Below are 24,286 nucleotides of genomic sequence, written 5' to 3'. Positions count from 1 at the left end.
AAGGTCCATCATGACCGCAGTGACACCACTCGAGCCCCATTCCACGGCCGCCGAGTTGACCATCCGAGACGTCATCGAGGGCCACACCGCCGGGCAACTCATCGTCACCGCCGACGATTGGGGATGGTGGACCGTGGCGCTGGCCGGCGACACCATCACACCGACCACCGGCGTCGAGGCCACCGTCGCCGACGCACTGGAACGCGCCGGTTTTCTCATCAGACAGGGATCGCATTACCACCTGACCCACAGCGGGCACGATATCGCCAAGAATCGCGGCTTCGTGCGCGGTGTAGTCCGAGGCTGGGAGCCGACATTCCGGCAATTGTCCGGCAACGCGCATCGCAATTCCGTCCCGGCCCTCACCGATCCGGGCGCCGTGGCGCGCTCCTGCACCGATATCGCTCGGCGGCGGCCGGAGATCTTCGCCAGCATCGGGCAGACCATCGCCGCCGATACCCCCGGCACCACCATCGATCTCGGCTGCGCCGACTCCGGCCGGGTGCAGGCGCTGGCCGGAATCGCGACGAAGGAGCAGTTCATCGGGGTCGACATCGAGGACGGGGTGATCGCGGACGCCACCGCCGAGGTCGCCCGGCTGGGCCTGTCCGATCGCATCACGCTGCTGCCCGGATCAGTTCAGCCCGAGCCCGAGTTGCCGGCCTGGCTGGCCGAGGTGGACCGGGACGCGGTCACCACCGCCATGACCTTCTTCCTGCTGCACCAGCTGGCCAGTGACGGCGACGGCATCACCTCGGTGCTGCGTGGTTGGATGCGCTGGTTCCCGAACGTGCGGCGACTGGTGGTCGGCGACGGATATCTGCTGGCGGCGCCTCGCTGGACGGCGCAACCGTGGTTCTCCCCGACCTACGAGATCTACCACGCGGTCACCGGCGTCAGGTTGTGGACACAGCAGGAGTACGAGCAGGCGTACGCCGACCTGGGCTGGTCGGTGGTGCGGAGCATGGAGGACCACAAGATGCTGGTGACGACGATTCTCGAACGCGGCTGATGTCCCGGTAACCATGCACCGGCCGCGGCCATGAGCAGGCAAAACAGATCCGAAGGGAAGAAAGATGTGGGCGCAGATTCTGACGGCGCCGGCTCGCTTCGAAGAAGCGGAGGTTCCGGCCCCGTCGGCGGCTGACCTCGCCGAGGGTGAGGTTCTGCTCAGGACTCTCGCCGGTGGAATATGCGGCAGCGATCTGCCCTACTTCCGCGGGCAGCTCCCGCTGCCGTGGGGCGGTGCGGCTCCCTCGCCCGCGATGGCGGGGGCGCCCGGGTTTCCGCTGCACGAGATCGTCGGCGAAGTGGTCGCGTCGAAGTCCGCGGCCCTGGCCGTCGGCGAGCGGGTGGTCGGCTGGGCGTCCGAGGACAACGGCATCGCGGAATACGTCGAGAGCGCGGCTTCCGGGCTGGCGGCCTACGACCCGGCGCTCGCGCCGAACGTGGCGGTGATGCTGCAGCCGCTGGCCTGCGTCCTCGAGGCCGTCCAGCGCATTCCTTCGGTCTCGGGCCGCGACGTCGCGGTCCTCGGGCTGGGTCCGATGGGCCTGCTGTTCGGCCATGCCGCCAGGGCGATGGGCGCCCGCAGCGTGCGTGGCGTGGATCGGGTCGCCAGAGACGACATCGCGGCGGATTTCGGTTTCGACGAAACGATCCATGCCACCTCCGATGTGTGGTCGGCGAACCTGGACGACGCCGATCGGCCGGACATCGTGATCGAGGCGGTCGGACACCAGCAGTCGACGCTGGGTCACGCGGCGAACGCCCTGGCCCCCGAGGGAGTGCTGTATTACTTCGGCATTCCGGACGACCTCAACTATACGATTCCGTTCCAGACGCTGGTGCGTAAGGACCTGACATTGATGGCGGGCACCACGATACGGAAACAGGCGGCGTTGAGCGCGGCGAACGAATACTTCGCGAAATTTCCCGACCTCGCCGATCGCTACATCACCCATCATTTCGCACCGTCGGATGCCGACCGCGCCTATTCGATGGCCGTGGCTCCCTCGGCAGGCCGCGCCAAGATCGTTCTCGATATGGTGTGATCCGATCAGTCACCGATGAGAGAGTTATTTCCGACATACCAGCGGTAAGGAGCGAACCGCAATGTCAACAATCAAATTATCGACGCAGGCAGAAATCATACTCGACTATTACACCGCGGTCGATGCCAAAGATATACCTGCCGTGCTGGCGCGCTTCGCGAGCACAGCCGTATATCGCCGGCCAGGATATCCGGTATTCGAGGGCCTTACCGCGATCGAGGAATTCTACCGGAACGAACGAGTTGTCGGGGAGGGCAACCACGTGGTCGAGACGATTCTCGAAAGTGACGACCACGTCGCCACACAAGGTCATTTCGACGGTTTCTTCCTCGACGGCGCGCCCCTACAGCTCCGATTCGCCGACTTCTGGAAATTTGCGGAGGGGAAAGTCGTCGAGAGAAACAGCTACATACAGCTGAACACCGGTCGTCTGATGTGAGGGTCGCCACCGCCCGCCCGTCCGCCGACGCGCACGCGGTGGCGACCCTACACCGAGGCGAACCTCCTTGCGGCCCTGCGGTTCCCGGAACGCGGTGGTGCGCCGTGCGCCCCGAATCCCCCCGGACCGCTCGATCGGGGCGACCTCCTGGACGCGCGAGCCCGCTGTCGCTCAGCGCATGCCCGGCGCGGCCGGATCCGGAGCCGGGAGGACGACCGCGGGAATGGGTCGACCGGTCGTGGGCCGTCCGTGCTGGGCGTACCCCAGCCATCCGGTGCCGACGAAGACCGCGAGCAGCAGTGCGGTCGGTAACTCCAGAAGCAACCATCCAGGCGGACACCACGGCAGGACCCGCCCCGAATCCCCCACTGCCGCACCGGGGATCTGCCGCATCCGCGGCTCCCCCATCGGCACCGACCACTCCCCCGCAACTCGCCGTTGCACGCCCGAAACCTCCATCATCTCGACCGATCCGGGGAAGATGCCCGAACGTCGCCGAGTACTCAGAATGCACACTTATACACACCGCCACACCGGTAATGGTCAGGGAATTCGGCGTGTCGATACATTTTGCCCTAATTTCGCTCCGATATGGGACCTTCGGTCTCGGCGGAACGACCGCAGACCCTATCCATCCCGGCGCACCGCCGTTCCTGCCGATAGCTGACCATTCGCTACGCTGTGATCACCTCGCGGCGGCGGCACCAGTCCGCCGGTGCGCCACCGCGATCGGTGATCGGCTTCACGAACTCAGGCTCAGGAGGTACGGTTCGATGCTGCATGCCACCCGGATACCCTGCGCCGCACTGATTCTCACATCAGTCGCGGCCGCGCCGACCACCCGGCCCGGCGTGGCGCACGGACACTCGACCGCCTCCTGGTTCCCACCGTCGGCACGGCCGCGCCCATCACGTTGAGCACGGGCGTGCGAGCACTCGCATTCGCCCGCGGCCGAGTCCGAACGACGGAGAACTTTGCGCAGAAAAACGAGAGCCGCCATGTCATCCACCCCGGAAATGATCTTCATCGCCGCCGCCGCGTTCGGCGCCGCGGCCCTGGTCACACTGACCGCGCTGTCCCCCGCCCGCGCAGACGCCGGGTATGGTCGGGCGTACCGAGCCCGATCGAGTTCGGTACGCGCGGGTCGCTGCCCCTACTCCGGCGGGAGAACATCGGGTGATTTCGAATGACGGCGGCCCCGTTCGACGCCGCGCCCTGCTGCGCGGCGTCGGCGCACTGACCGCGGCCACCACCCTCACACGCTCCGGTACGTCCACCGCGGCCCCGCTCGACTGGGGTGTTCTGCGAAAGCGGTTGCAGACGAAGTTGTTACTGCCTGCCGATGGCGAATATGCCTCTGCCAAGCAACTTTTCGATCCGCAGTTCGACACCGATTCACCGCTGGCGGTGGTCCGGGCCACGACTGCGAACGACGTCGCCGCGGCGGTGGCCTTCGCCCGTGACAACCGCCTGCCCCTGGCCGCCCGCGCGGGCGGGCACTCGTATGTGGGCGCGTCGGCGACCACGGGCACGGTCGTAGTGGATGTGCGCGGCCTCGACGACATCACGCTGACCGGCGACCTGGTGACCGTCGGCGCGGGCGCGACCATTCGCACGGTACTGGCCGAACTGGCCGAGTCCGGCAGATCGCTGCCGGTCGGCTCGTGCCCGAGCGTGGGACTGGCCGGGCTCACCCTCGGCGGCGGTCTGGGCGTCGACTCGCGACGTTACGGATTGACCTGCGACGCACTGGAATCCGCCGACGTCGTATTGCCCGGCGGCGGAACCGCGCACGCCTCCGCCGACCAACTGCCCGGACTTTTCTGGGCGTTGCGCGGCGGAGGCGGCAGCGCCGGAATCCTCACCTCGCTCACCTTCCGCACCCACGCGGCGCAGGACCGCGATATCGTCCGGCTCCGCTTCCCCACCGAGGCCGCGGCACGGGTCCTCACCGGCTGGGCCCGCTGGCTGCCCACCGCCGACCGATCGGTCTGGTCGAATGTCGAGATCGGCACTGCCGCAGGCACTGTCGAATGCTCCGTGCTGATGGTCACGCCCGCCGGACAGGGCGCCGCGGCAGCCGCCGGACTCACCGCCGCGGCCGCCACGACACCGGCGTCGGTCACCCGCCGGACCCTGGGCCATCTGGCGGCCGCCGACGACATCGCGGGCGGATCGACCATCCCGCGTTCGACCAAGATCGCCGGATCGGACATCGTGCGCGAACTCGACGCGGCGGTGGCGGGCACCATCGTCGATATCGTCACGGCCCGATCCCGCAGCGGGGCAACCGGTTACGTACTCGTCGACCCACTCGACGGCGCGGTGCGGGACATCCGGGCCGATGCCTGCGCATTCCCCTGGCGCGCGCACGCCGCGACGCTGCAGTGGATCGTCGACGAACCCGACTCACCCGAGGACGCGCGCGCGTGGATCACCGGCGCGCACCGGACCCTGGGCGCGGCCTCGGCCGGTGCGTACGCCAACTACACCGAACCCGGCGTCACGGCGGATCGCTACTACGTCGGCAACGTCGCCCGCCTGCGCACGCTGGCCCGGTTCATCGACCCGAATCGCCTGCTGCGCACGGGAATCACGCTCTGAGGCGAGTTCCCGGGCAGCGAATCAGACCCGCTCGGCCGAGCGAGTGCGCACGCGCAGAGCGATGGGCTTCTGGGTCTCGGCGAAGAAGTCGTTGCCCTTGTCGTCCACGACGATGAAGGCCGGGAAATCCTCCACCTCGATCTTCCACACCGCCTCCATGCCCAGCTCCGGATACTCCAGCACCTCGACCGATTTGATGCAGTCCAGCGCCAGTCGAGCGGCGGGACCGCCGATCGAGCCGAGATAGAACCCGCCGTGCTCCTTGCACGCCTTGGTGACCTGCGCGGAGCGATTTCCCTTGGCCAGCATGACGAACGAGCCACCGGCGGCCTGGAACTGGTCGACGTAGGAGTCCATCCGACCGGCCGTGGTCGGGCCGAACGAGCCCGAGGCGTACCCGTCGGGCGTCTTGGCCGGACCGGCGTAGTAGACGGCCATATCGCGCAGGTACTGCGGCATCTCCTCACCCGCGTCCAGGCGCTCCTTGATCTTGGCGTGCGCGATGTCCCGCGCGACCACGAGCGGACCACTCAGCGAAAGCCGGGTCTTGACCGGGTATTTCGTCAGTTCCGCGCGGATCTCCGACATCGGCCGGTTCAGATCGACCCGCACCACATCGCCACCGAGGATGGCGTCGGTCTGCTCCGGAAGGTACTGCGCCGGTTCGCGTTCGAGCTGCTCGAGGAAGACGCCCTCGGGGGTGATCTTGGCCAGCGCCTGCCGGTCCGCCGAACAGGACACCGCGATCGCCACCGGGCAGCTCGCACCGTGCCGCGGCAGCCGGATCACGCGCACGTCGTGGCAGAAGTACTTGCCGCCGAACTGCGCGCCGATGCCGAAGGACTGCGTGAGTTTGAACACCTCCTGCTCCAGCTCGACATCCCGGAAGCCGTGCGCGGCCATGGATCCCGAGGTGGGCATGGCGTCGAGATAGTGCGCCGAGGCGTATTTCGCGGTCTTGAGCGCGAATTCGGCACTGGTGCCGCCGATCACGACCGCCAGGTGGTACGGCGGGCAGGCCGCGGTGCCCAGCGAGCGGATCTTCTCGTCCAGGAATTCCAGCATCCGGGTCGGATTCAGGATGGCCTTGGTCTCCTGGAACAGGAAGGACTTGTTCGCCGAGCCGCCGCCCTTGGCCATGAACAGGAACTTGTACGCCGGATGCTCGGGATCGGCCGCGGTGGAGTACAACTCGACCTGCGCGGGCAGGTTGGAGCCGGTGTTCTTCTCGTCCCACATGGTGATCGGGGCGAGCTGCGAATACCGCAGATTCAGCTTGGTATAGGCGTCGAACACGCCGCGCGAGATCCACTCCGCGTCGTCCGCACCGGTCAGCACGCCCTCGGACTTCTTGCCCATCACGATCGCGGTGCCGGTGTCCTGGCACATCGGCAGAATGCCGCCCGCGGAGATGTTCACGTTCTTGAGCAGGTCCAACGCCACGAACCGGTCGTTGCCCGAGGACTCCGGATCATCGATGATCTTGCGCAGCTGGGACAGATGTCCCGGGCGCAGATAGTGGCTGATGTCGTGCATGGCCTCGGCGGTCAGCATGCGTAGCACATCGGGCTCGACCTGCAGGAACGTCCGTCCGCCCGCCTCGAATGTGCTGACTCCCTCGGTGGTGAGCAGCCGGTAGGGGGTCTCGTCGGCGCCGGTCGGCAGCAGATCCGAGTAGAGGAAGTCAGGCGTGGTCACGAATCGCACTCCTTGTGGCTGGAATCGAGCATTTCGCACTGTATCCACCGGCCGCCTGCCCGCCCGATGTCAGGCAAGCCTAATCTTGCCCGGTACGGAACACAGGTTGCACCTTCAACAGGGTCGGTGTACCTGTCATTGAAGTGGGCACGACCGAGGTGGAAGGCAACGCATGACAAGTCCAAGCTCGACCCGGCACGGAGGCGGCACGAGATCGTGACCGAAATCCGTTGGCTCGACGATCTCGAGTCCCGGGCCTGGCTCGGCTTCGTGTTCACCCGCGACCTCATCGCGGCGGCCGTGGGCCGCGATTCGCTGCGGGCCTCGAACCTGACCTACGTGGAGTACACGGTGCTGGCCAGGCTGGCCGACGCCCCCGACCACCGGCGCAGCTTCGCCGAACTCGCCGCGGTCCTGGAATGGTCGCAGAGCCGACTGTCACATCAGATCACGCGGATGGAGAAGCGCGGACTCGTTGCGCGCGAATCGATTCCGGATGACGCCCGCCGCACGGCTGCCGTCCTGACCGGTAAGGGCTCGGAGGTGCTGACCACCGCCGAACCCGCCTACGTCGACAGTGTCCGGCGGCACATGATCGATGTGCTGGACCGTGATCAGCTCACCGCGCTCGCCGATATCTACGACACACTGCTGACCCACCACCGGCGCCCCGCCCGAACCCGGATCAGCGCCCTCGACACAGCATCCGACCAGCTCTCGGACCGCCGGGACGAGCCGCATCTGCGCGACCGAGACGGCCGCGCGGGCTGAGCGTCCCACGCGGGGCAATGTTTGTTTTGGCATCCAGCGGGTATCGGGTAAGACTAGGCTCGACAGGGCATGCGATGAGCAGCCGTGTGCGAGCGAGCCCGACGAAGTAACCGACCTACCCTTAACGAAAGGGGCAGGAGTTTCCATGTCCGACGTGTCCATCGGCCTGTCGCCGGATTCGCTGCCGACTGGCTCGGCCGACGACCTGCTCCCTCAGCTGGTCGAGCACCTGCGGCAGAACCGCACAGAACTGCGGGAGGAATGGGCCCGTCGCATCGGCGTCGCCGCACTGCTGACCGCGATGACGCCGGAGGAGGTCTTCTCCGAGGCGACCTCGATCTACGACAACTACGTCGAGGCGTTGCAGACCGGTAGCGTCGAGGCCCTGCAGGCGTACGCGCGGGACTTGTCCGAACGCATCATCCCCCGCGGGGTCGAGACCGAAGAGGTCATCGGCATCGTGCTGCTGCTGCGAGATGTGCTCGCGCGCAGCCTCTTCGAGAAATACCAATCGGACTTCGATCTGCTCAAACGGGTACTGGACGCCTACGAACCGGCCGCCAACCGAATCGCCAACACCGTGGCCATCTCCTTCGTTCAGGAGCGCGAGCGCGTCATCCGCCAGCAGCAGGAGGCCATCCGCGAGCTGTCCACGCCGGTCCTGCAGGTCCGCGAGCAGCTGCTGATTCTGCCGATCATCGGCGTGCTGGACAGCCAGCGCGCCCGCCAGCTCACCGAGCAGTTGCTGCGCGCGATCCGAGCCAACCGCGCCAAGGTTGTCGTCATCGACATCACCGGTGTGCCCATGATCGACTCCACGGTCGCCAACCACCTGGTACAGACGGTCGACGCCTCCGGGCTGATGGGCGCGAACGTCATCCTCACCGGCCTGTCCTCGGAGATCGCGCTGGCCCTGGTCACCATCGGCCTGGACCTGACCAAGATGAACGCGGTCGGCGATCTGCAGGGTGGCATCGAGACGGCGGAGCGTTTGCTCGGATACGAGATCTCCCGCCTGACCGATCGCGACGGACGGTAACCCGAGGCGGGAATATGCCGGTACCCATTCTGAAACAGGGCACCTACCTGATCGCGTCCGTGCAATCGGCCCTCACGGACGCCGACACCGAGCGCCTGCAGGACGATCTGATGACCTACGTCAGCAGATATCGCGCCCAGGGCATCATTGTCGACGTCACCGCGATCGACGTCATGGACTCTTTCGCCGCGCGCTCGCTGCGTACGATCGCCCATATGACCAAGCTGCGGGGTGCGGAGACGGTCATCGTCGGATTGCAGCCCGAAGTCGCGTTCGCGATGGTCCAGCTGGGTCTCACCTTCGAGGACATGCATACCGCCCTGGACCTCGAAGAGGGCTTGTCCTGGCTGAACAGCAAGCTACACACCCGTAACCAACGAGATGGTCGTGACCGTGGTCGGTGACAGTGTGGTGATCGCGGTCAAGGTGTCGAGCGACATCGTCACCGCACGTCAGGCCGGGCGAGAACTAGCAGCGAAGCTGGGCTTCTCCCTGACCGACATCACCATGATCTCCACCGCAATCTCGGAGATCGCCCGAAATATCACCAGCTACGCCGGTACCGGTGAGGTCCGCGTGGCTGTGGAGGATCGAGAAGGACGTTCGGCACTCGTGGTCCAGGCACAGGACCAGGGGCCAGGCATCCTGGACATCCCGCGCGCCCTGGAGGACGGCTATTCCACCGGGCGCGGTCTGGGCCTCGGGCTTCCGGGCGCGCGCCGATTGATGGACCAGCTGATCATCGACTCCGGTCCCGGCCAGGGAACACTGGTCGAGATGTGGAAGTGGGTGCCTCGTGCATGAGGACGGCTTGATCGGCACCATCGAATGGGCCGCGGCCGGACGTGCACTTCCCGATCAACGCGTCTCCGGGGACCGAGCGGTGGTCCTGGACGCGGGCGGGGATTCGGTGCTGTTCGCGGTGCTCGACGGACTCGGACACGGCGCCGCCGCCGCCGAGGCCGCCGATCGCGCGGCCCAGGTCCTCTCGGACAACCGCGCCGAACCCCTGGACGTACTGGTCCTGCTGTGCCATCGCGCCCTGGCCGAAACACGCGGCGCGGCACTGACTCTCGCGTTGTTCGACTCCGGTGACCGGGTGCACTGGCTCGGCGTCGGCAATGTCGAGTCCCGGATCCTGGCCAAGGCTCCCGGCAAACTCGCGGTCCGGGCGACCGCACTGCTCACCGCGGGCATCGTCGGCTATCGGCTGCCGCCGAATCTGCAGACGCAGACGGTCCCGGTGCGCGCGGGGGATCTGCTGCTGATGACCACCGACGGCATCGTCAGCGATTTCGTCGACACCGTCGACCTGTCCCGGCCGACGTCCGAGATCACCGCCGACATCCTCGACGGCCACTCCAAGAACACCGACGACGCACTGGTGCTGGCCGCGCGTCATCGCGGGCATACGGGTCCCGTGCAATGAGCCGGCGCACACCACGCACGCACGTCGTACCGGTGGCGAATTCCGGCGGCGGCAGCGAGGCCTCGACATGACCACGGTGCTGGCGGCCTTCCGCGAGGCGTACACGAATGCGCTACGCCTGCACCTGGATTCGCCGACCCAGTACACCCTCGCCGAGGGATACGAACTCGGCCGCCGCGCCCTCGTGGAGGGCGTGAGCATCCTGGATCTCACCGAACATCACTTCCGGCTGCTGGGCCGATGGAATCTGCTCGCCCCGCCGCCCGCCGCCGCGGTCCCGGAGCAGGGGGGCACCGAACATCCCGGCGGCCCGGAGGCCGGGGACACCGCGCTGGAATTCCTGCTGCAGACCCTGGCCGCGCTCGATGTGGCCACCCGCGGATTCCTGGACAGCACCCGGTCCTACGAGTTGCAGCGGCTGCGCGCCGAGGACCTCGAGGGACGCGACACGTTCCGCACCGCACTGGTCGAATCGCTGCAGGACGGATTCTTCGTCGCCGATTCGCACGGCACCATCACCGAGGTCAACTCCGCCTTCGGCGCGCTGACCGGCTACGGGCCCGAGACCGTGCCCTATCCGGTGCCGCATCCGTGGTCGATCTCCGAGGAGTCGCACTATCCGGATCTGGGCACCGAGGCGGCCCAATTCGTGATGCCGGTGCGTCATCGGGACGGGCGGCGGCTGTGGCTCGCGGTCAGCACGTCCTCGCTGATCCGGCCCGAGGACGACGAGCGGATCTTCGTCGGCACGATCCGCGACGTCACCGCCGAACACGACGCCCAGGCCCGCGACCAGGCCGTCTCGCGGCTGGCGACCGCGGTCGCGGCGTGCACGAGCGTCGTCGAGGTGCTCACCGTCGGGCTGGACGAGCTGCGCATGGCGATCGGCGCGGAGACCGCGGTGGTGTCGATGTGGCCGAATCGGCAGACCGGACCGGAACTGTACGTCTCGGGTGAGGACGCGGTGCAGTCGCGCCAGGTGCTCGATGCGCGGGCGCGCGCGCTGCTGGATCGCGCCTGGGTGCGCCCCGGCCGCACGATGTTCGCCATTCCCGAGGGCGCGGCCAGTTCCGAGGGCATCGTGGCGCCGCTGGGCGAGACCGGCGATGCCGCGCTGTGGCTGCGTTTTGCCGCGCCCCGCGCGATCAGCCCGGGCGACTGGGCGCTGTTCTCGCTGCTGGTCGGTCAGCTCAGCCTGGCCGTGCAACGCGCGCGCAACTTCGACGCGGCTCGTTCCACCTCGCTGACGCTGCAACGCGCGATGCTCGGCCCGATCGAACTGCCACCGCGGTTCTCGGTGCACTACGAGCCCGCGCTGCCCCCGCTCGAGATCGGCGGCGACTGGTACGACGTCGTGCAGCTCGCCGACGGCGCGATCGGCCTGGTGGTCGGCGACTGCGTCGGTCGTGGCCTGTCCGCGGCCGTGGTGATGGGCCAGTTGCGCACCGCGGCCCGCGCGCTGCTGCTGCGCGGGGCCGGACCGGCACAACTGCTGGCCGAGCTGGACACCGTCGCCGCGCGCATCCCGGGCGCGATGTGCACGACCGTCTGCGCGGCGATCCTGGATCCCGAACGCGGAACGTTCCGCTACTCCAACGCCGGACACATGCCACCGGTGCTGGCCGCGCCCGGGACGAAGGGCCGCCTGCTCGAGGGCGGGCTCGCGGTGCCGCTGGCAACCTTCGACACCCCGCAGCGTCCCGAGGCGACCACGACGATCGAACCCGGTTCGACCCTGGTGCTGTTCACCGACGGCCTGGTCGAGCAGCGCGGTGTCGATATCGACGCGCGCTTCGACGAACTGGCCGACGAGTTGTCCGATGCGGCGGGTATGCCGCCGCGGGAGGTCGCCGACGCCGTCCTGTCCCGGCTGCGGCCGGCGGGCGGTTACGACGACGACGTCGCCATGGTCGTCTACCGTCAACCGCCGCGGGCGCTGCAACTGGACGAGCCCGCCGAGGCGAGCCAGCTGGCCGGTATGCGACGCCGCCTGACCGAATGGCTGGGCGCGGCGGCGGTGCCCGCCGATCTGGCCACCGATCTGGTCGCCGCCGCCAACGAGGCATGCAGCAACTGCATCGAGCACGCGTATCTCGGCGGCTCGCCCGGCCGGGTGACGCTGGCCGCGGACTGCGCGCTGGACCGCGTCACCATCGAGGTCTCCGACGACGGCAACTGGCGACCGCTCCCGGAGGATCCCGGGTATCGCGGGCGCGGTATCGCCATGATGCACGCGCTGACCGACGAGCTGACGATCGATCACGTCGGAGTCGGCACGCATGTGCGGATGATCGCCAAACTTCCAGCGGTGTCGTTCTCGGCGGCCAGCCGAGTCTGAGAGCACCCCCGTCGCACACATGGCACATCTGGGCCAGCGGAGCACGTATCGGCAGCGAATCTGCGGAAAATTCGGATTACCAGGCGTACCTGGGCTTTTCGCGTTCGGGGATACTACGAAACACCGACAATCCCACAGACGATGCGGCATCCGGCGCGGGTTCGTGGCAGATTGTCTAGGTGACCAACACTTCCGGAGACGCGCATCCCCTCGCCGACGCGATGACCACATCGGTCTCGGTGCACGACGAAGCGACCGTGCTCACGGTGGCGGGTGAGGTCGATCTGGCCACCGCCCCGACGCTGGAGAGTGCGATCGAGGCGACACTGGGCGGAAAGCCCGCGGTCGTCATCATCGATCTCACCCAGGTGAGCTTCCTGGCATCCGCCGGCATGGCGGCCCTCGTCGGCGCGCACAAGCGAGCCGGCGAGACCACCCGCATCATGGTCGTCGCGGACGGCCCGGCCACCGGCCGCCAACTCAAGGTGACCGGCCTGGACAAGGTCTTCTCGATGCACACGACCCTGGACGGCGCGCTGACCGCGCTGCGCCAGAACTAGACGCCGCGACACCCGTCATCCCGCCTTGTGGGCCGGGGTGACGGGTTTTCGGCCGTCTCAGACCAGATCGCGCAGCTGCTCGATCAACTTCACCCGGTCCGCGGCGGTCTCGGCCATCGGCGCCACGTTCAGCACCGTGACCCCGGCCTCGGCGAACGCGGCCACCCGCTCCTTCACGAACCCGACGGACCCGATCAACGAGATGTCGCGCACCAGCTCGTCGGGCACCGTCTTGGCCGCCGCCTCCTTCTCACCGGCCAGGTAGAGCTCCTGGATGCGGTTCGCGGCGTCACCGTAGCCGTATTTGGTGGCCAGCGTGTGGTAGAAGTTCTTCCCCTTGGCCCCCATGCCGCCGATATACAGCGCCAGATGCGGCTTGACGAATTCGCGCAGTCCCTCGACGTTGTCACCGATCGCCAGCGCGGGTCCGGCGAACACCTCGAGTTCGCCCAGGGCCGGGTCACGCTTCGCCTTACCGGCAGCCAGGCTCTCACCCCACACGTCGTGGGCCTTCTCCGGCAGGAAGAAGATCGGCTGCCAGCCCTCGGCGATCTCCGCGGCCAACTGCACGTTCTTCGGCCCGAGCGCGGCCAGCAGCACCGGAATGCGTTCGCGTACCGGATGATTGATCAGTTTGAGGGATTTGCCCAGGCCGGTGCCCTGCTCGGCGGGCAGCGGGATCGTGTAGTACTTGCCCTCGAACGACAGGCGCTCGCGCCGCCACACCCGGCGGCAGATCTCCACGACCTCGCGGGTGCGGCCGATCGGGGCGTCGTAGGGCACGCCGTGGAAGCCCTCGATCACCTGTGGGCCCGACGCGCCCAGGCCCAGGATGTACCGGCCGTCCGAGACGTAGTCCAGCCCGGCCGCGGTCATCGCCGTCAGAGTAGGTGTGCGGGTGTACAGCTGCAGGATGCCGGAGGCAAGCTGCACGCGCTCGGTCTTGGCGGCCAGATAGCCCAGTCCGCTGACCGCGTCGAAGGAGTACGCCTCCGGCACGAACGCGATGTCCAGGCCGGCACGCTCGAGATCCGCGACCTCGGCCGCGACCTCCTTGAATCCGCCCGCATAGTTGATGCCCAATCCGATACGCATGACGCTCAACCTACTGCGCACCGACGTCCGGCGGATGCACGGGCACGTGCCGCGGGTGCCGGGCCCCGGGCGCGAAGGCCGACCCGGTACGGTATTGCGCGTCCCCTCCGCCGATCGGCCCGGCCGATCACCCGGACAGCCGCGCACCGAAACGGGAGGCCCCGCAACATGTCTCAGGACACCGCATCGTCCACCGGCACCACCGGCCTCGGTGCCTCGGCCATCGGGCGGTACCTGGACGATCTGGCCGCCAAGATCCCGGCCCCCGGCGGCGGCGCCGTCGCGGCCCTGCACGCGGCCCAGGCCGCCGCGCTGGTGGCCATGGTCGCGCGGTACACCACCCGCGCCAAGGATGCCGACAACCGTCCCGCCATCGATCGGATCATCGCGGCCGCCGACTCGGCGCGGGAGCGTTCGCTGGCCCTGGCCGACGCGGATGCCGCGGCCTTCACCGCCGTCGGCGCGGCCTACAAGCTGCCCAAGGAGACCGACGCCGAGCGCACCGCACGCGGCGATGCGATCACCGCCGCGCTGATCCAGGCCGCGCGTGTGCCCGCCGCGGTCGTCGCCGAGGCCGACGAAATCCTTTCTCTCGCAGCCGATCTACTGCCCATCGGCAATCCGAACGTGGTCACCGACATCGGCGCGGCCGCCGACGCCGCCCGCGCCGCGGCCACCAGCTCCCGGCTCAACATCGCCATCAATGTGACCTCCCTCGGCGAGGGCGAGGGCGCGGAGTTCGTCCCCGTGCTCACCCGCATCGAGGAGCTCACCGCCCGCGCCGACGCGGTCTACACCGATGTGATGGCCGCCGTTCACCGCTGACACCGGATATTCCCACCGAACCGCATCGACCCGGGTAATCCACCGGGTCGGATGTTAGGTCACTCACACCATTTCCGCCTGACCAGCACATTACCGGCAACCCGTCACGTAGCGACATGCGACAATTCGGTTACGATGCGTGCGCATGCGGCGGTCCCGCATGATCATGAAATCTAAGATAAATGTCTTATAACCACACCAGCGAGAGGGGTGGGGTCATGCGGAACATGATTCGTCATTTGTTGTTCGCGATCGTCATCGCGGCCCTCGCGGCGATCGGCTCGGGCACCGCCGTCGCGGCATCGGTCACGCCACAACAGATTCCAGCCGTAACGTCAATTTCACCCGGCAACGGAGCACTGGTGGGTATCGCCCATCCGGTCACGGTCGATTTCGCGCAGCCGGTCACGAATCGCGCACGGGCCGAACGAGCCGTCACGATCACCGCCGACCAGCGCTTACCTGGCACATTCGCCTGGCACGGCGATCGGGAACTGGTCTGGACACCGGACCGATTGCTGCCGGTCAACGCCCGATTCACGGTGCAGGCGGGTCATACGAAAACGCAATTCGCCAGCAATGGCGGCACTCGCGCCGAGGCCAATATGTCCGCGCACACCTTCACCGTATTCATTCCCGGTCAGGCGCCGCGGGTGATGCCCGCATCGATGGGTAAACCGGCACACCCGACACCGGTCGGTACCTTCCCCGTGATGGAGAAGGATCGCAACATCATCTTCGATTCGCGCACCATCGGTATTCCGCTCAACTCGCCCGAGGGTTATTACCTGAAAGGCGAATACGCCGAAAGACTCACCTCGAGCGGAGTTTTCGTCCATTCCGCGCCGTGGTCGGTCGGGCAGCAGGGCCATTCGAACGTCAGTCACGGATGTATCAATCTCGCGCCCGCGGACGCCCAGTGGTATTTCAACCAGGTCAGCGTCGGCGATCCGGTGACCACACACTGGTGAGCGGTGACGAACCGCTGGCGAGCCGCGTGTTTCGGGCGCGGCTCGCCGTCATACCCTAGGCCCGGCTCGCCTCGGCCGCCCGGACGACGTGCCGCATCAGCAGGGCGGTGGTGACCGGGCCGACCCCGCCCGGAACCGGGCTCAGCGCACCGGCTCTGCCCTGTACCGATGCCGCGTCGACATCACCGACGATCTTGCCGTCCGGTCCCTCGTTCGTGCCGACATCGATGACCACCGCGCCCTCGCGCACATGGTCGCCGGTGATCAGACCTGCGCGGCCCGCCGCGGCGACCACGATGTCCGCCGCGGCGGTGACCGCGGGCAGATCGGTGGTGCGGGAGTGGCAGACCGTCACGGTCGCGTCCTCGGCGAGCAGTAGTTGCGCGAGGGGCTTGCCGACCACGTTCGAGCGGCCCACAACCGCGACATGCTTTCCGGCCAGCGGAATTTCGTGATGTTTGGCCAGTTCCACCACGGCCTCGGAGGTGGCGGGCGGGAAGCCCGGCAGGCCGGTCGCCAGCAGGCCCAGCGAATGCGGGCTGACCCCGTCGACATCCTTCGCCGCGGCGATCGCGGAACTGACGTCTTGGAGGGTGACCCCGTCCGGCAGCGGCGTCTGCAGCATGACCGCGTCGACAGCGATGTCCGCGCACAGGCTCCGCAGTTGCGAGCGGATCGCGTCGGCCGTCGCGGTGGCTCCCAGATCAACTGTGTCGCAATCGATTCCGAGACGTCCGGCGGCACGCTGGAGCGATTTGACATACCACCCGCTGGCCGGATCGTCATTGGCCACCACCAGTACCAGCCGCGGCGCGGCTCCCCGCTCGGTGAGCGCGGCCGCGCGCTCGGCGGTATCGGAATTGAGGGCGGCGGCGAGTTCCTTGCCGGTCAGCGAAATGGTCTCCACTCCTGACACCTTAATCGCCCCGCCACGGGCCCCGACACGCGGCGCGCATTATCCGCTACCCTTCCGCTACCGGCGAGATACAGAGAATACCGGCGAGATATTGGGAAATTCACAACATCCAAATCCTCGCTAGGCCCGGGATCGGTCCGTATCGTGGGGACGTCCGTCTCCGAGCCAATTACCAGTTACACCGCATGATCCGTTCGGTCGGAAAGGTATCGATAGCAGTGAAAATCGCACGACGTGCCCCCCACGTCCTCACGGCCGCCTCGGCCTTCCTCCTCACGGTCGGATCCGTCTCCGGGATCGCGGCCGCCGACAACATACCGGCTCCGGCTTCCCTGTACCGCTCCGCGCAGGCTCAGTTCGTGAGCGGCCACGACGCAGCCGGACTGCGGGACCTCGGGCGCATGGTCGCCGCCGCGCCCGACAAGCCGCAGTCGCTCGCCCTGCAGGCCATCTGGGCCGATTACGCGGGTGATCTGATCACCCGGGAGGCGGCCCTGAACAGGCTCAACGGCATCGATCCCGGAATGGCCGCGGGCGCGCGTGGCGTGCTCGGTGCGATCGGCGCGGGTGTGGGCACCCTGCCCAACCCGATGCCCTCCATGATCGATCCGCACACCGCGCTGGTGGTACTCGGCTACGGTCTGCTGCCGAACGGCACGATGCGGCCCGAACTGGTGAACCGGCTGCAGGCGGCCTGGTTGCAGGCGATGGCCGCACCCAACTCACCGATCGTCGTCACCGGTGGCGCACCGCAGCACGGGGTCCCCGAGGCCGCCGCCATGGCGGGCTGGCTGATCGGCCACGGCATCCCGGCCTCCCGCATCCTGGTCGAGGACCGATCGGGTTCCACGGTGCAGAACGCGCTGTTCAGCACCCGGATCATGCGGGATCGCGGCATCGGCGGCGCGGTGGTGATCACCTCGCCGAATCACATCCGCCGCGCGGTCACCGATTTCATCGTCGCCGGGACCCGGGTGGTGGGTGCGATGACCTCGCCCAACGAGATCATCTCCCAGCTGAAGCCGCCGTCCAAGGCCGCCCAGCGGGGCATCTACCTGGACGCCACCCACACCTTCCTGCCGAATTCGGGTTAACCCGCACCTCTCGGCCACAATGAACCGGTGATCGTCTCGGATATCGGTTCGCTGGTCACCACGCTGCGTGCGGCGGGGTGTGTGTTCGCAGAGGAGGAGGCCGCGCTGCTGGCCGAGGCGGCGACCTCCGAGTCGGATCTGAAAGGCCTTGTGGCACAACGAGTGTCCGGTGTCCCGCTGGAACACCTGCTGGGCTGGACCGAATTTCGCGGGTTGCGGGTCGCGGTCGCGCCCGGGGTGTTCGTACCGCGGCAGCGCAGCGGATTCCTGGTCGAACTCGCCATCGGCGATCGGCACGACCCGTGCGTTGTCCTCGACATGTGCTGTGGTTGCGGTGCGCTCGGTCTCGCGGTGGCGACCGAGTTGTCCGCCACCGGAATCCGCGTCGAACTCAGCGCGAGCGATCTGGAACCCGCCGCCGTGGCCTGCGCCCGCCGCAACCTCGCGCCGCTGGACGCACCGGTGCACCAGGGCGACCTGTTCACTCCCCTGCCCGCGAATCTGGCCGGACGCGTACATCTGCTGCTGGCCAACACGCCCTACGTCCCGACCGCCGCCATCGCCGATATGCCGCCCGAGGCCCGCGATCACGAGCCACACACCGCACTCGACGGCGGCCCCGACGGACTCGCCGTCTTCCGCCGCGTCGCGGCCGCGGCGCCGCACTGGCTCGCCCCCGGCGGGCGCCTCCTGGTCGAGACCAGCCGCGAGCAATCCGCTCTCGCCACGACAATTCTTGCGCAACAAGGACTTACACCAACGATTGCCAAATCCGAGGAACTCTACGCCACCGTCGTCATCGGCACCCGCGCCGCCGCTGGATAGCCCCCCGCATGCGTGGGGATCGGCATCATGGACGCCAGCTCGAATTCATCGATATCTGCTCACCACCGGATGGCCGGTTCCGGCCCGCCGACCGGGACGACGTCGCAACCAGGGCTTGGTCCGACGTAGGGTCGCCGCCATTACAGCGCGATCACAGGCCGCCCGCGCGCAGCCGGACCCGACCGCCCCATGGCAACACCTCCGTTTTCCACAACGAATTTTCGCAGCCGACCGATGGCAACCACTGGCACCCCCGAGAAGGACGTGATCGGTCATTCGGCGACGTAGGAGCTCAGAGCTGACGTCGAACGACCGTGGGGTCGGCAGAGCCCGTGCCCGTATCGGGCGGGTTCGTTCTGCCGGGGTACTGCTGAGGATGTGAGGCCTGGGAGCTCGCGCCGCCCGGCTGCTGCGGGGGTGCCGGGGCTTGCGGATAGGTTCCGCCGGACTGGGATGAGTATCCCCCTGATTGCGAGGTACCTTGACCTTGCTGCGGGTATCCTACGCCGGACCCGGGTGGATACGGACCGCTCGCGGGAGGTGTGGGGAACGTGACCCCGGGCTGCTGGGGCATGGGGTGGGGCGACTGGATGCCGAACTCGCCCGGGTGGGCACCGGGGGCGGATCGGCCCGGTCCCAACGCACCGAGATTCTGCGTGATCGCATCGATGCTGCTCTGCACGCCCTGCAGACCCGCCTCGAGGGCCACCGGGTCCGGCTTGGTCGTGGCCGAGACATATTGGGCCACACCGGCTTCGACGGCTTCCACCGCAGCGGTGGCCTCCGGCAACGCCTGATCACGATGAGCCGGTGGCAGACTGGCGATGCCGATCAGATGGTTGTCGACCGCCAGTGCCGACTGTTCCAGTCCCGCACGCAGATTCACGGTCGATGCCGTGTCGTAGGCGTTGACCCCGTGCAGTGCGCGGATCGCGTCCCGCAGGCGCCGGTGCAGGCGCGCCTCGGGATCGTGCGAGACCGCCCACTGCGGCGGCGCGTTCGAGGGCAGGCCCGGCACGATCCGATTGTCGTTCGCGATCGACTGCTTCTGGTGGCGGGCGATCACCATCACGATCGCGACGACACCGCCCACCAGCACCAACAGCGCCAGCAGGATCAGCAGAAGTACCACCGCTCACCTCCGATGGGTCGAATGATGCACGGTGGTGGTGCTGCCGTGCCCGGTCGAATGATGCCCGAACTTCATGTACAGCACGACGATCACGACGACCAGGAGTACCGCCAGCGTGACGGCGATCGCGATCTTGATCTTGCTCCACGGCCGCTCACCGGACACCTCACCGGTCAGTCCGTTGATGTACACGTTGAACGGCCGATCCAGGTAGATCACCGTCAACAACCAGATCGGCAGCAGCACATGCTTGTACGCCAACGAATTCCAGGTCGAATTCAGCGAGTGGATACGCTGCTGATCGCCGCCGATATCGCGGCGGACCGTGTGCTCGATCTCGTTTTCCATCTCCGAACGAGCCTCTGGCAGCGATTCCTCGGCGTCGCGGTCGTAGGTGCGGGCGAGGTGACCGGCCACATATTCGGGCGAGTAGGTCGTCGCGTCCTGGATCGGCCACGGCTCGAGTGTCTTGATCCGCTCGCGATCGGTGTGCTCGTTGGCCAGTACCGGAACGTCCACGAACTGATTGACGACCTCGCCCTGCACCGGATACCACCGGACCCGGGTCACCGTCTGCAGATCACCGTCGCTGTCCCGGTAGGTCTCGGTGTACTCGATGCCCTGTTCGCCCTGGTACCAGGTGTAGGTGTCGGCGTTGTAGGTGAAGTACGCGTGATAGACACTCGCGAAGGAGCCGAGCCGCTTGTACTTCTTGAACTCGCTGGGCGCGAACCATCGTCCGGAGACCCACTTCTCGACCAGCACGCGAGCGTTCTTCTCGTCGATGCGGAAGGGCACGACGCCGTCCACCGGCAGTCGCGCGGGCGCGTTGTGCACATCGTCGCGTTGGATGGGCGTGGCGCAGTAGGGACATCTGGTCGCGGTCAGGCTGCCGACGAACGACGTTGTGCCGCCGCAGTTCTGGCATTTGATCTCATGGTTCCCGGTGACCTCCGGCCCCGCGGTGGTGGCCTGCAGCGCACGCAGTTCCCCGATCGCCGCACGCAGGTCCCGCGCCGCGACGGGCGCCCGCGGCGCCTCGATCTCGGAGTAGTTGCCGCAGTTCGGGCACCGCAGCTTCTGACTGGCGATGTCGAATTGCAGCTGACCGCCGCAAGCCGCGCAGGGATACGTCCGGGTGTGCTCGGTACGATGCAACATCGCCCGATCCGCTTGCGGCGGAGGCTGTTTCACGGGCCCACCGGAGGCCTGCACATCGGCCCCACCACCCGACGGAACGAAATTCACCGCGACAGCCCCAGCCACCGGCGGCGGCCCCATAGGCCCCTGCGGACCACCCGCCGGCGCGGAACCGCCGTAACCGCCCCCGTACTGCGGATGCGGACCACCGAACGATTGCGGCACACCAGGATTCGGACCGCCGGGCAGCGGCGGCGGACCACCCGGCGAACGGGGCCCACCTGGGTTCGGACCACCGGATTGCGGATGCGGGCCGCCCGGCAACTGCGGCACAACAGGATTCGATCCACCAGGCAAAGGCGGAGGACCACCCGGTGACTGCGGACCACCGGACTGTAGTTGCGGCCCGGTGGGCAGCTGGGAACCACCAGAGTGCGGACCACCGGATTGCGGATGCGGGCCGCCCGGCAACTGCGGCACAACAGGATTCGATCCACCAGGCAATGGTGGCGGACCGCCGGGCGAACGGGGTGCGCCGGGGTTCGGGCTGCCAGGCTGCGGCTGGAGGCTGGGCGATTGCGGCACGCCGGGGTTCACTCCACCGGGCAGCGGCGGCGGACCACCGGGTACCGGCGCGGAACCCGATACGGAGAAGTTCGCCGGGGGCTGCGCATCCCACGGCGAGGAACCACCGCTGTTATGTTGCGGCGCAGAAGAATTCGGCTTTCCGGGCAACGGCGGCACAGCACCGCCCCGACCCGGCAACGGCGGCGGTTGATTCCCGGGCGACTGCGGTCCACTCGGCGGCGGACCGCCGAAGGGCGCTGGGCCGGGCGGCGGCGGAGGATTCCCTCCCGGCCGAATCGGTTGTCCGCCACCGTAATTCCTCGTCGGCGCGGATGCCGGGTAGGGTCCGCCGGGCGCACCCGGCGGGCCCTGCTGCGGCTGATCTCCGCCCGGTGGCGGGGTGTGCGGTGCGCGATCTGGCTGCTGTGAGTTGTTCATGGCTCCCCCGGGACCGTACTGACAGACAACGACCGGTCCGGCCTACTGCGCGGGCGGCGGAGGCGGCGGGGTGCCCGGCAGCGGCGGCGGGCTGTTGAACAGCCCCTGCAACGCGGCCACCGTCTCCGCCGCGGCCCAGCCCGCCATGCCGTTGGACCACACATTCGTCTTCGGCGTGAGCTGGCCGCTCGCGACGAACTGACGCAACTGATCGGCCGGATACGGACCGGCGGCCTGGCCGTTGAGATCGATGTGGAACTGCTGCTGCGAGGGCAGTGGCGGAGGCGCGGGCTGCGGCGGGTAGCCGGGCTGGGGCTGCGGGTAACCGCCACCCTGCTGCGGATAACCCTGTTGCGCGTAACCGCCCTGGTTCCCGGCGATCTGGCCGCCGAGCGCGACGCCGAATCCGGCCTGGATCGCGGCACCCATCGGGCCGCCGCCCTCGTTCTGCGCCGCGGCCAGCATCGCATCGGCGGCCTGGGCCTGCTGGTAGCGGTTCAGATCGCCGACGTTGCTGAGGAATCCGCCGGCCTCCACACCGCGCGCGACGCCGCGCGTCATGGCCTGCTGGATCTCCTCCGGCAGCGAGATCGACATGGTGACCTGATCCACGCCGAGGCCGAAGGACTGCACCCGCTGTGCGACGAATTCGCGGAGCTTGTCGGACAATTCGACCTGACGGCCCTGCAGATCGATGGCGCCGAGGCCGCTGGCCATCACCATGTCCGAGAACGCCAGTGCGATATTGCGCCGGATCATCTCGGTGATCTGCTCCATGTCCACGACGCTCTCGGTGCCGATCACCTGGCGCAGGAACGCCGCCGGATCGATCACCCGGACGATGGTGGCGCCGTTGGCCCGCACCTGCACCATCTTGAAGTCCGGATCGCGCACGGTCACCGGTTGCGGTGTGCCCCAGCGCAGCTCCGTCACCGGCCGGGTGTTGATGTAGTAGACCTCGGAGCGGAACGGGCTGTTGAACCCGTACTTCCAGCCCTGCAGCGTGGCCATGATCGGCATGTTCTCGCTGGTCAGCTGGTAGTGCCCGGGCTGGTACTGATCGGCGAGCTGGCCACGGTAGACGAACAGCGCGTGCTGCCCCTCGCGAACTATCAGCTGCGCGCCGTTCTTGATCTCGTTGTCGTAGCGCGGAAAACGCCACGCCAACGTGGTATTCGTATCATCGAGCCACTCGATGATGTCGATGAACTCGTTGCGGATCTTGTCCATCAGGCCCATGCGTCGCCTCCGTCCTCCCGTCGGGCAGCTGCGCACCCGCCCGGCCCGAGTATGTCACAGGTGGGACGGGCCGGGCCTCCCCATATCCCGTGGGCGACGAGCCGCACATCGACTCGCCGACGCGACCCGTCACACGGGCTGTGCACGCGGTGCCGCGCTTCTCCCGGGCAGTGCGAATCCCGCGCCGCCGAACACATTCGACGTCCGCCACAACGCCTCGGCTATCCCCCGATCGTGGCCGATCCGGACCCGCGAGTCAGCTCTTGCGGCCGGTGAACTCCGCCATCGAGTGGTAGACGCCGACGAAGTCGAGATACCGATCGCGCACCTTCAACGGCAGCAGACCGGAGATCGCCCGGTTGAAACGCGACGTCCACGGCATGACGACCAAAGCGGCCCCCTCCTTCATCTGCGTCCACGCGGTCCGCACCGCATGCTCCTGCTCGATGATCGGGGTGAACAGGAACCCTTTGGCGCCTGTGAACATTCCGGTGTCGATATAGGTCGGACAGAAAGTGGTGACCTTGACGTGTTCGTTCCCGGACTGTTCGAGTTCGAGCCGCACCGAATCCGACCAGCCCAGCGCCGCCCATTTGGAACCGGCGTACACGCTCATACGTGGATTGGCCACCAGCGCCGCGGAGGACGCGATGTTCAGCACCCGCGCCGGTGCGCGGCGAGCCACCATGGCGGGCAGGAATTCCAGCGTGATGTACATGGGCGCAAGGGAATTGATCGCCACGGTCTGTTCGATGTCCGCGCGGTTCGAGGTCTCCCAGAAGTACCCGTTGCCGCGCACGATGCCCGCGTTGTTGATCAGGACGTCGATATCGCCCACCTCGTCGCGGACCGCCTCGCCCGCCTCGGCGATGGCCTCGCGATCGGAGACGTCGACGACGCGATGATGCACCGCGCCCGGCCCCAGCTCCGCCAGTTCGTCGGCGGTCTCCTTCAGGGCGGTCTCGTTGACGTCCCAGAGCACCACGTCCGCGGCATTCTCGCGCACCGCCCGCTCGGCGAAGGATTTGCCCAGCCCCATGGCCGCGCCGGTGATCAGGACCTTCTTGCCCGCTACCGAATCCATATCCACTCCTGTAATCCGTACATGTGCG

25 protein-coding genes are annotated in these 24,286 nt (G+C 67.7%); 16 read left to right on the top strand and 9 right to left on the bottom strand.

The genetic code is table 11. The features are described 5' to 3' along the window. Positions 1 to 10 precede the first annotated feature (10 nt). The 3 genes from NM2_RS08535 to NM2_RS08525 all read left to right on the top strand — a co-directional run bounded on the left by NM2_RS08535 (position 11) and on the right by NM2_RS08525 (position 2,493). The gene (locus tag NM2_RS08535) at positions 11 to 1,012 is read left to right on the top strand and encodes a class I SAM-dependent methyltransferase (protein WP_067666365.1); all 1,002 of its coding nucleotides are present in this window, start codon (positions 11 to 13) and stop codon (positions 1,010 to 1,012) included. A 64-nt stretch (positions 1,013 to 1,076) separates the two neighbouring features. Further along, positions 1,077 to 2,054, top strand: coding sequence for a zinc-binding dehydrogenase (locus tag NM2_RS08530; RefSeq protein ID WP_067666363.1), 978 nt, complete (start codon positions 1,077 to 1,079; stop codon positions 2,052 to 2,054). A 61-nt stretch (positions 2,055 to 2,115) separates the two neighbouring features. Next, entirely contained in the window at positions 2,116 to 2,493 is a 378-nt protein-coding gene (locus NM2_RS08525) for a nuclear transport factor 2 family protein (RefSeq protein ID WP_067666361.1), read from the top strand. Positions 2,494 to 2,664: 171 nt separating this feature from the next. Here NM2_RS08525 and NM2_RS48830 read toward each other — a convergent pair whose 3' ends face one another. Further along, on the bottom strand, positions 2,665 to 2,955 hold the full coding sequence (locus tag NM2_RS48830; RefSeq protein WP_157120977.1) for a hypothetical protein: 291 nt from the start codon (positions 2,953 to 2,955) through the stop codon (positions 2,665 to 2,667). Between the two features lie 536 nt (positions 2,956 to 3,491). Between NM2_RS48830 and NM2_RS50125 the strand changes: the two genes are divergently transcribed. Next, complete coding sequence (locus tag NM2_RS50125) at positions 3,492 to 3,683, top strand: hypothetical protein (RefSeq protein ID WP_169816136.1); 192 nt, start codon at positions 3,492 to 3,494, stop codon at positions 3,681 to 3,683. Further along, positions 3,670 to 5,097 carry an FAD-binding oxidoreductase gene (locus tag NM2_RS08515; RefSeq protein WP_169816135.1) on the top strand — a complete coding sequence of 476 codons (1,428 nt, stop codon included), beginning with the start codon at positions 3,670 to 3,672 and terminating at the stop codon, positions 5,095 to 5,097. The genes NM2_RS50125 and NM2_RS08515 overlap by 14 nt, the downstream gene beginning before the upstream one ends. Before the next feature lie 21 nt (positions 5,098 to 5,118). Here the strand turns inward: NM2_RS08515 and NM2_RS08510 are convergent, their stop codons facing one another. Then, on the bottom strand, positions 5,119 to 6,795 hold the full coding sequence (locus tag NM2_RS08510; RefSeq protein ID WP_157120975.1) for a fumarate hydratase: 1,677 nt from the start codon (positions 6,793 to 6,795) through the stop codon (positions 5,119 to 5,121). 216 nt (positions 6,796 to 7,011) lie between these two features. On the opposite strand from NM2_RS08510, the gene NM2_RS08505 reads away from it, so the two are divergent. The 7 genes from NM2_RS08505 (at position 7,012) to NM2_RS08475 (ending at position 12,932) form a co-directional block, all read left to right on the top strand. Beyond that, positions 7,012 to 7,566, top strand: a complete 555-nt coding sequence (locus NM2_RS08505) for a MarR family winged helix-turn-helix transcriptional regulator (protein WP_084530612.1) — start codon at positions 7,012 to 7,014, stop codon at positions 7,564 to 7,566. Positions 7,567 to 7,711: 145 nt separating this feature from the next. Then, positions 7,712 to 8,605: an STAS domain-containing protein gene (locus NM2_RS08500; RefSeq protein ID WP_067666351.1), complete on the top strand. Its 894-nt coding sequence runs from the start codon at positions 7,712 to 7,714 to the stop codon at positions 8,603 to 8,605. Positions 8,606 to 8,619: 14 nt separating this feature from the next. Beyond that, positions 8,620 to 9,009 (top strand): STAS domain-containing protein, encoded by a 390-nt coding sequence (locus NM2_RS08495; protein WP_067666349.1) that lies wholly within the window; start codon positions 8,620 to 8,622, stop codon positions 9,007 to 9,009. Continuing rightward, positions 8,987 to 9,409, top strand: a complete 423-nt coding sequence (locus tag NM2_RS08490) for an anti-sigma regulatory factor (protein WP_067666347.1) — start codon at positions 8,987 to 8,989, stop codon at positions 9,407 to 9,409. Before NM2_RS08495 ends, NM2_RS08490 begins: the two co-directional genes overlap by 23 nt. Then, positions 9,402 to 10,034 carry a SpoIIE family protein phosphatase gene (locus NM2_RS08485; RefSeq protein WP_067666344.1) on the top strand — a complete coding sequence of 211 codons (633 nt, stop codon included), beginning with the start codon at positions 9,402 to 9,404 and terminating at the stop codon, positions 10,032 to 10,034. Before NM2_RS08490 ends, NM2_RS08485 begins: the two co-directional genes overlap by 8 nt. 67 nt (positions 10,035 to 10,101) lie before the next feature. After that, entirely contained in the window at positions 10,102 to 12,372 is a 2,271-nt protein-coding gene (locus NM2_RS08480) for a SpoIIE family protein phosphatase (RefSeq protein WP_067666342.1), read from the top strand. Positions 12,373 to 12,551: 179 nt separating this feature from the next. Then, positions 12,552 to 12,932, top strand: a complete 381-nt coding sequence (locus tag NM2_RS08475) for an STAS domain-containing protein (protein WP_245717910.1) — start codon at positions 12,552 to 12,554, stop codon at positions 12,930 to 12,932. Positions 12,933 to 12,989: 57 nt separating this feature from the next. On the opposite strand, the gene NM2_RS08470 is transcribed toward NM2_RS08475, so the two are convergent. Beyond that, positions 12,990 to 14,027 carry an LLM class F420-dependent oxidoreductase gene (locus NM2_RS08470; protein ID WP_067666337.1) on the bottom strand — a complete coding sequence of 346 codons (1,038 nt, stop codon included), beginning with the start codon at positions 14,025 to 14,027 and terminating at the stop codon, positions 12,990 to 12,992. A 168-nt stretch (positions 14,028 to 14,195) separates the two neighbouring features. Here NM2_RS08470 and NM2_RS08465 point away from each other — a divergent pair, with 168 nt between their 5' ends. After that, complete coding sequence (locus NM2_RS08465; protein WP_067666336.1) at positions 14,196 to 14,852, top strand: cyclodeaminase/cyclohydrolase family protein; 657 nt, start codon at positions 14,196 to 14,198, stop codon at positions 14,850 to 14,852. Positions 14,853 to 15,070: 218 nt separating this feature from the next. Then, positions 15,071 to 15,823: a L,D-transpeptidase gene (locus NM2_RS08460; RefSeq protein WP_067666334.1), complete on the top strand. Its 753-nt coding sequence runs from the start codon at positions 15,071 to 15,073 to the stop codon at positions 15,821 to 15,823. A 55-nt stretch (positions 15,824 to 15,878) separates the two neighbouring features. Here NM2_RS08460 and NM2_RS08455 read toward each other — a convergent pair whose 3' ends face one another. Then, complete coding sequence (locus NM2_RS08455; RefSeq protein ID WP_067666333.1) at positions 15,879 to 16,730, bottom strand: bifunctional 5,10-methylenetetrahydrofolate dehydrogenase/5,10-methenyltetrahydrofolate cyclohydrolase; 852 nt, start codon at positions 16,728 to 16,730, stop codon at positions 15,879 to 15,881. Positions 16,731 to 16,957: 227 nt separating this feature from the next. On the opposite strand from NM2_RS08455, the gene NM2_RS08450 reads away from it, so the two are divergent. Both NM2_RS08450 and NM2_RS08445 read left to right on the top strand, forming a co-directional pair. After that, positions 16,958 to 17,833 (top strand): YdcF family protein, encoded by an 876-nt coding sequence (locus NM2_RS08450; RefSeq protein ID WP_245717909.1) that lies wholly within the window; start codon positions 16,958 to 16,960, stop codon positions 17,831 to 17,833. 27 nt (positions 17,834 to 17,860) lie between these two features. Then, complete coding sequence (locus NM2_RS08445) at positions 17,861 to 18,658, top strand: putative protein N(5)-glutamine methyltransferase (RefSeq protein WP_067666327.1); 798 nt, start codon at positions 17,861 to 17,863, stop codon at positions 18,656 to 18,658. 292 nt (positions 18,659 to 18,950) lie between these two features. Here the strand turns inward: NM2_RS08445 and NM2_RS08440 are convergent, their stop codons facing one another. The 5 genes from NM2_RS08440 to NM2_RS08420 form a co-directional block, all read right to left on the bottom strand. Beyond that, complete coding sequence (locus tag NM2_RS08440) at positions 18,951 to 19,790, bottom strand: hypothetical protein (RefSeq protein ID WP_067666325.1); 840 nt, start codon at positions 19,788 to 19,790, stop codon at positions 18,951 to 18,953. A 3-nt stretch (positions 19,791 to 19,793) separates the two neighbouring features. Continuing rightward, complete coding sequence (locus tag NM2_RS08435) at positions 19,794 to 20,951, bottom strand: TFIIB-type zinc ribbon-containing protein (RefSeq protein ID WP_174575613.1); 1,158 nt, start codon at positions 20,949 to 20,951, stop codon at positions 19,794 to 19,796. A gap of 83 nt (positions 20,952 to 21,034) precedes the next feature. Beyond that, positions 21,035 to 21,427 (bottom strand): hypothetical protein, encoded by a 393-nt coding sequence (locus NM2_RS08430; RefSeq protein ID WP_067666320.1) that lies wholly within the window; start codon positions 21,425 to 21,427, stop codon positions 21,035 to 21,037. 550 nt (positions 21,428 to 21,977) lie between these two features. Beyond that, complete coding sequence (locus NM2_RS08425; protein ID WP_067666318.1) at positions 21,978 to 23,174, bottom strand: SPFH domain-containing protein; 1,197 nt, start codon at positions 23,172 to 23,174, stop codon at positions 21,978 to 21,980. A gap of 256 nt (positions 23,175 to 23,430) precedes the next feature. After that, a complete protein-coding gene (locus NM2_RS08420) occupies positions 23,431 to 24,258 on the bottom strand; it encodes an SDR family NAD(P)-dependent oxidoreductase (protein WP_067666316.1) in 828 nt (275 codons plus the stop codon). Between the last annotated feature and the right edge of the window lie 28 nt (positions 24,259 to 24,286).

Origin of the sequence: Nocardia miyunensis NBRC 108239, from assembly GCF_001613065.1 — a bacterium.
Taxonomy (GTDB): Bacteria; Actinomycetota; Actinomycetes; order Mycobacteriales; family Mycobacteriaceae; genus Nocardia; species Nocardia miyunensis.
Note: the sequence above shows the minus strand (reverse complement) of the source record. Positions and strands in the feature narration are given on the sequence as shown.

Bases quoted from the DNA above. Each gene is read 5' to 3' on its own strand.
- NM2_RS08495 (WP_067666349.1), top strand. From the start codon at position 8,620: ATGCCGGTACCCATTCTGAAACAGGGCACCTACCTGATCGCGTCCGTG.
- NM2_RS08490 (WP_067666347.1), top strand. From the start codon at position 8,987: ATGGTCGTGACCGTGGTCGGTGACAGTGTGGTGATCGCGGTCAAGGTG.
- NM2_RS08435 (WP_174575613.1), bottom strand. From the start codon at position 20,951: ATGTTGCATCGTACCGAGCACACCCGGACGTATCCCTGCGCGGCTTGC.
- NM2_RS08460 (WP_067666334.1), top strand. From the start codon at position 15,071: ATGCGGAACATGATTCGTCATTTGTTGTTCGCGATCGTCATCGCGGCC.
- NM2_RS08530 (WP_067666363.1), top strand. From the start codon at position 1,077: ATGTGGGCGCAGATTCTGACGGCGCCGGCTCGCTTCGAAGAAGCGGAG.
- NM2_RS08420 (WP_067666316.1), bottom strand. From the start codon at position 24,258: ATGGATTCGGTAGCGGGCAAGAAGGTCCTGATCACCGGCGCGGCCATG.
- NM2_RS08480 (WP_067666342.1), top strand. From the start codon at position 10,102: ATGACCACGGTGCTGGCGGCCTTCCGCGAGGCGTACACGAATGCGCTA.
- NM2_RS50125 (WP_169816136.1), top strand. From the start codon at position 3,492: ATGTCATCCACCCCGGAAATGATCTTCATCGCCGCCGCCGCGTTCGGC.
- NM2_RS08500 (WP_067666351.1), top strand. From the start codon at position 7,712: ATGTCCGACGTGTCCATCGGCCTGTCGCCGGATTCGCTGCCGACTGGC.
- NM2_RS08425 (WP_067666318.1), bottom strand. From the start codon at position 23,174: ATGGGCCTGATGGACAAGATCCGCAACGAGTTCATCGACATCATCGAG.
- NM2_RS48830 (WP_157120977.1), bottom strand. From the start codon at position 2,955: ATGATGGAGGTTTCGGGCGTGCAACGGCGAGTTGCGGGGGAGTGGTCG.
- NM2_RS08465 (WP_067666336.1), top strand. From the start codon at position 14,196: ATGTCTCAGGACACCGCATCGTCCACCGGCACCACCGGCCTCGGTGCC.
- NM2_RS08525 (WP_067666361.1), top strand. From the start codon at position 2,116: ATGTCAACAATCAAATTATCGACGCAGGCAGAAATCATACTCGACTAT.
- NM2_RS08535 (WP_067666365.1), top strand. From the start codon at position 11: ATGACCGCAGTGACACCACTCGAGCCCCATTCCACGGCCGCCGAGTTG.
- NM2_RS08470 (WP_067666337.1), bottom strand. From the start codon at position 14,027: ATGCGTATCGGATTGGGCATCAACTATGCGGGCGGATTCAAGGAGGTC.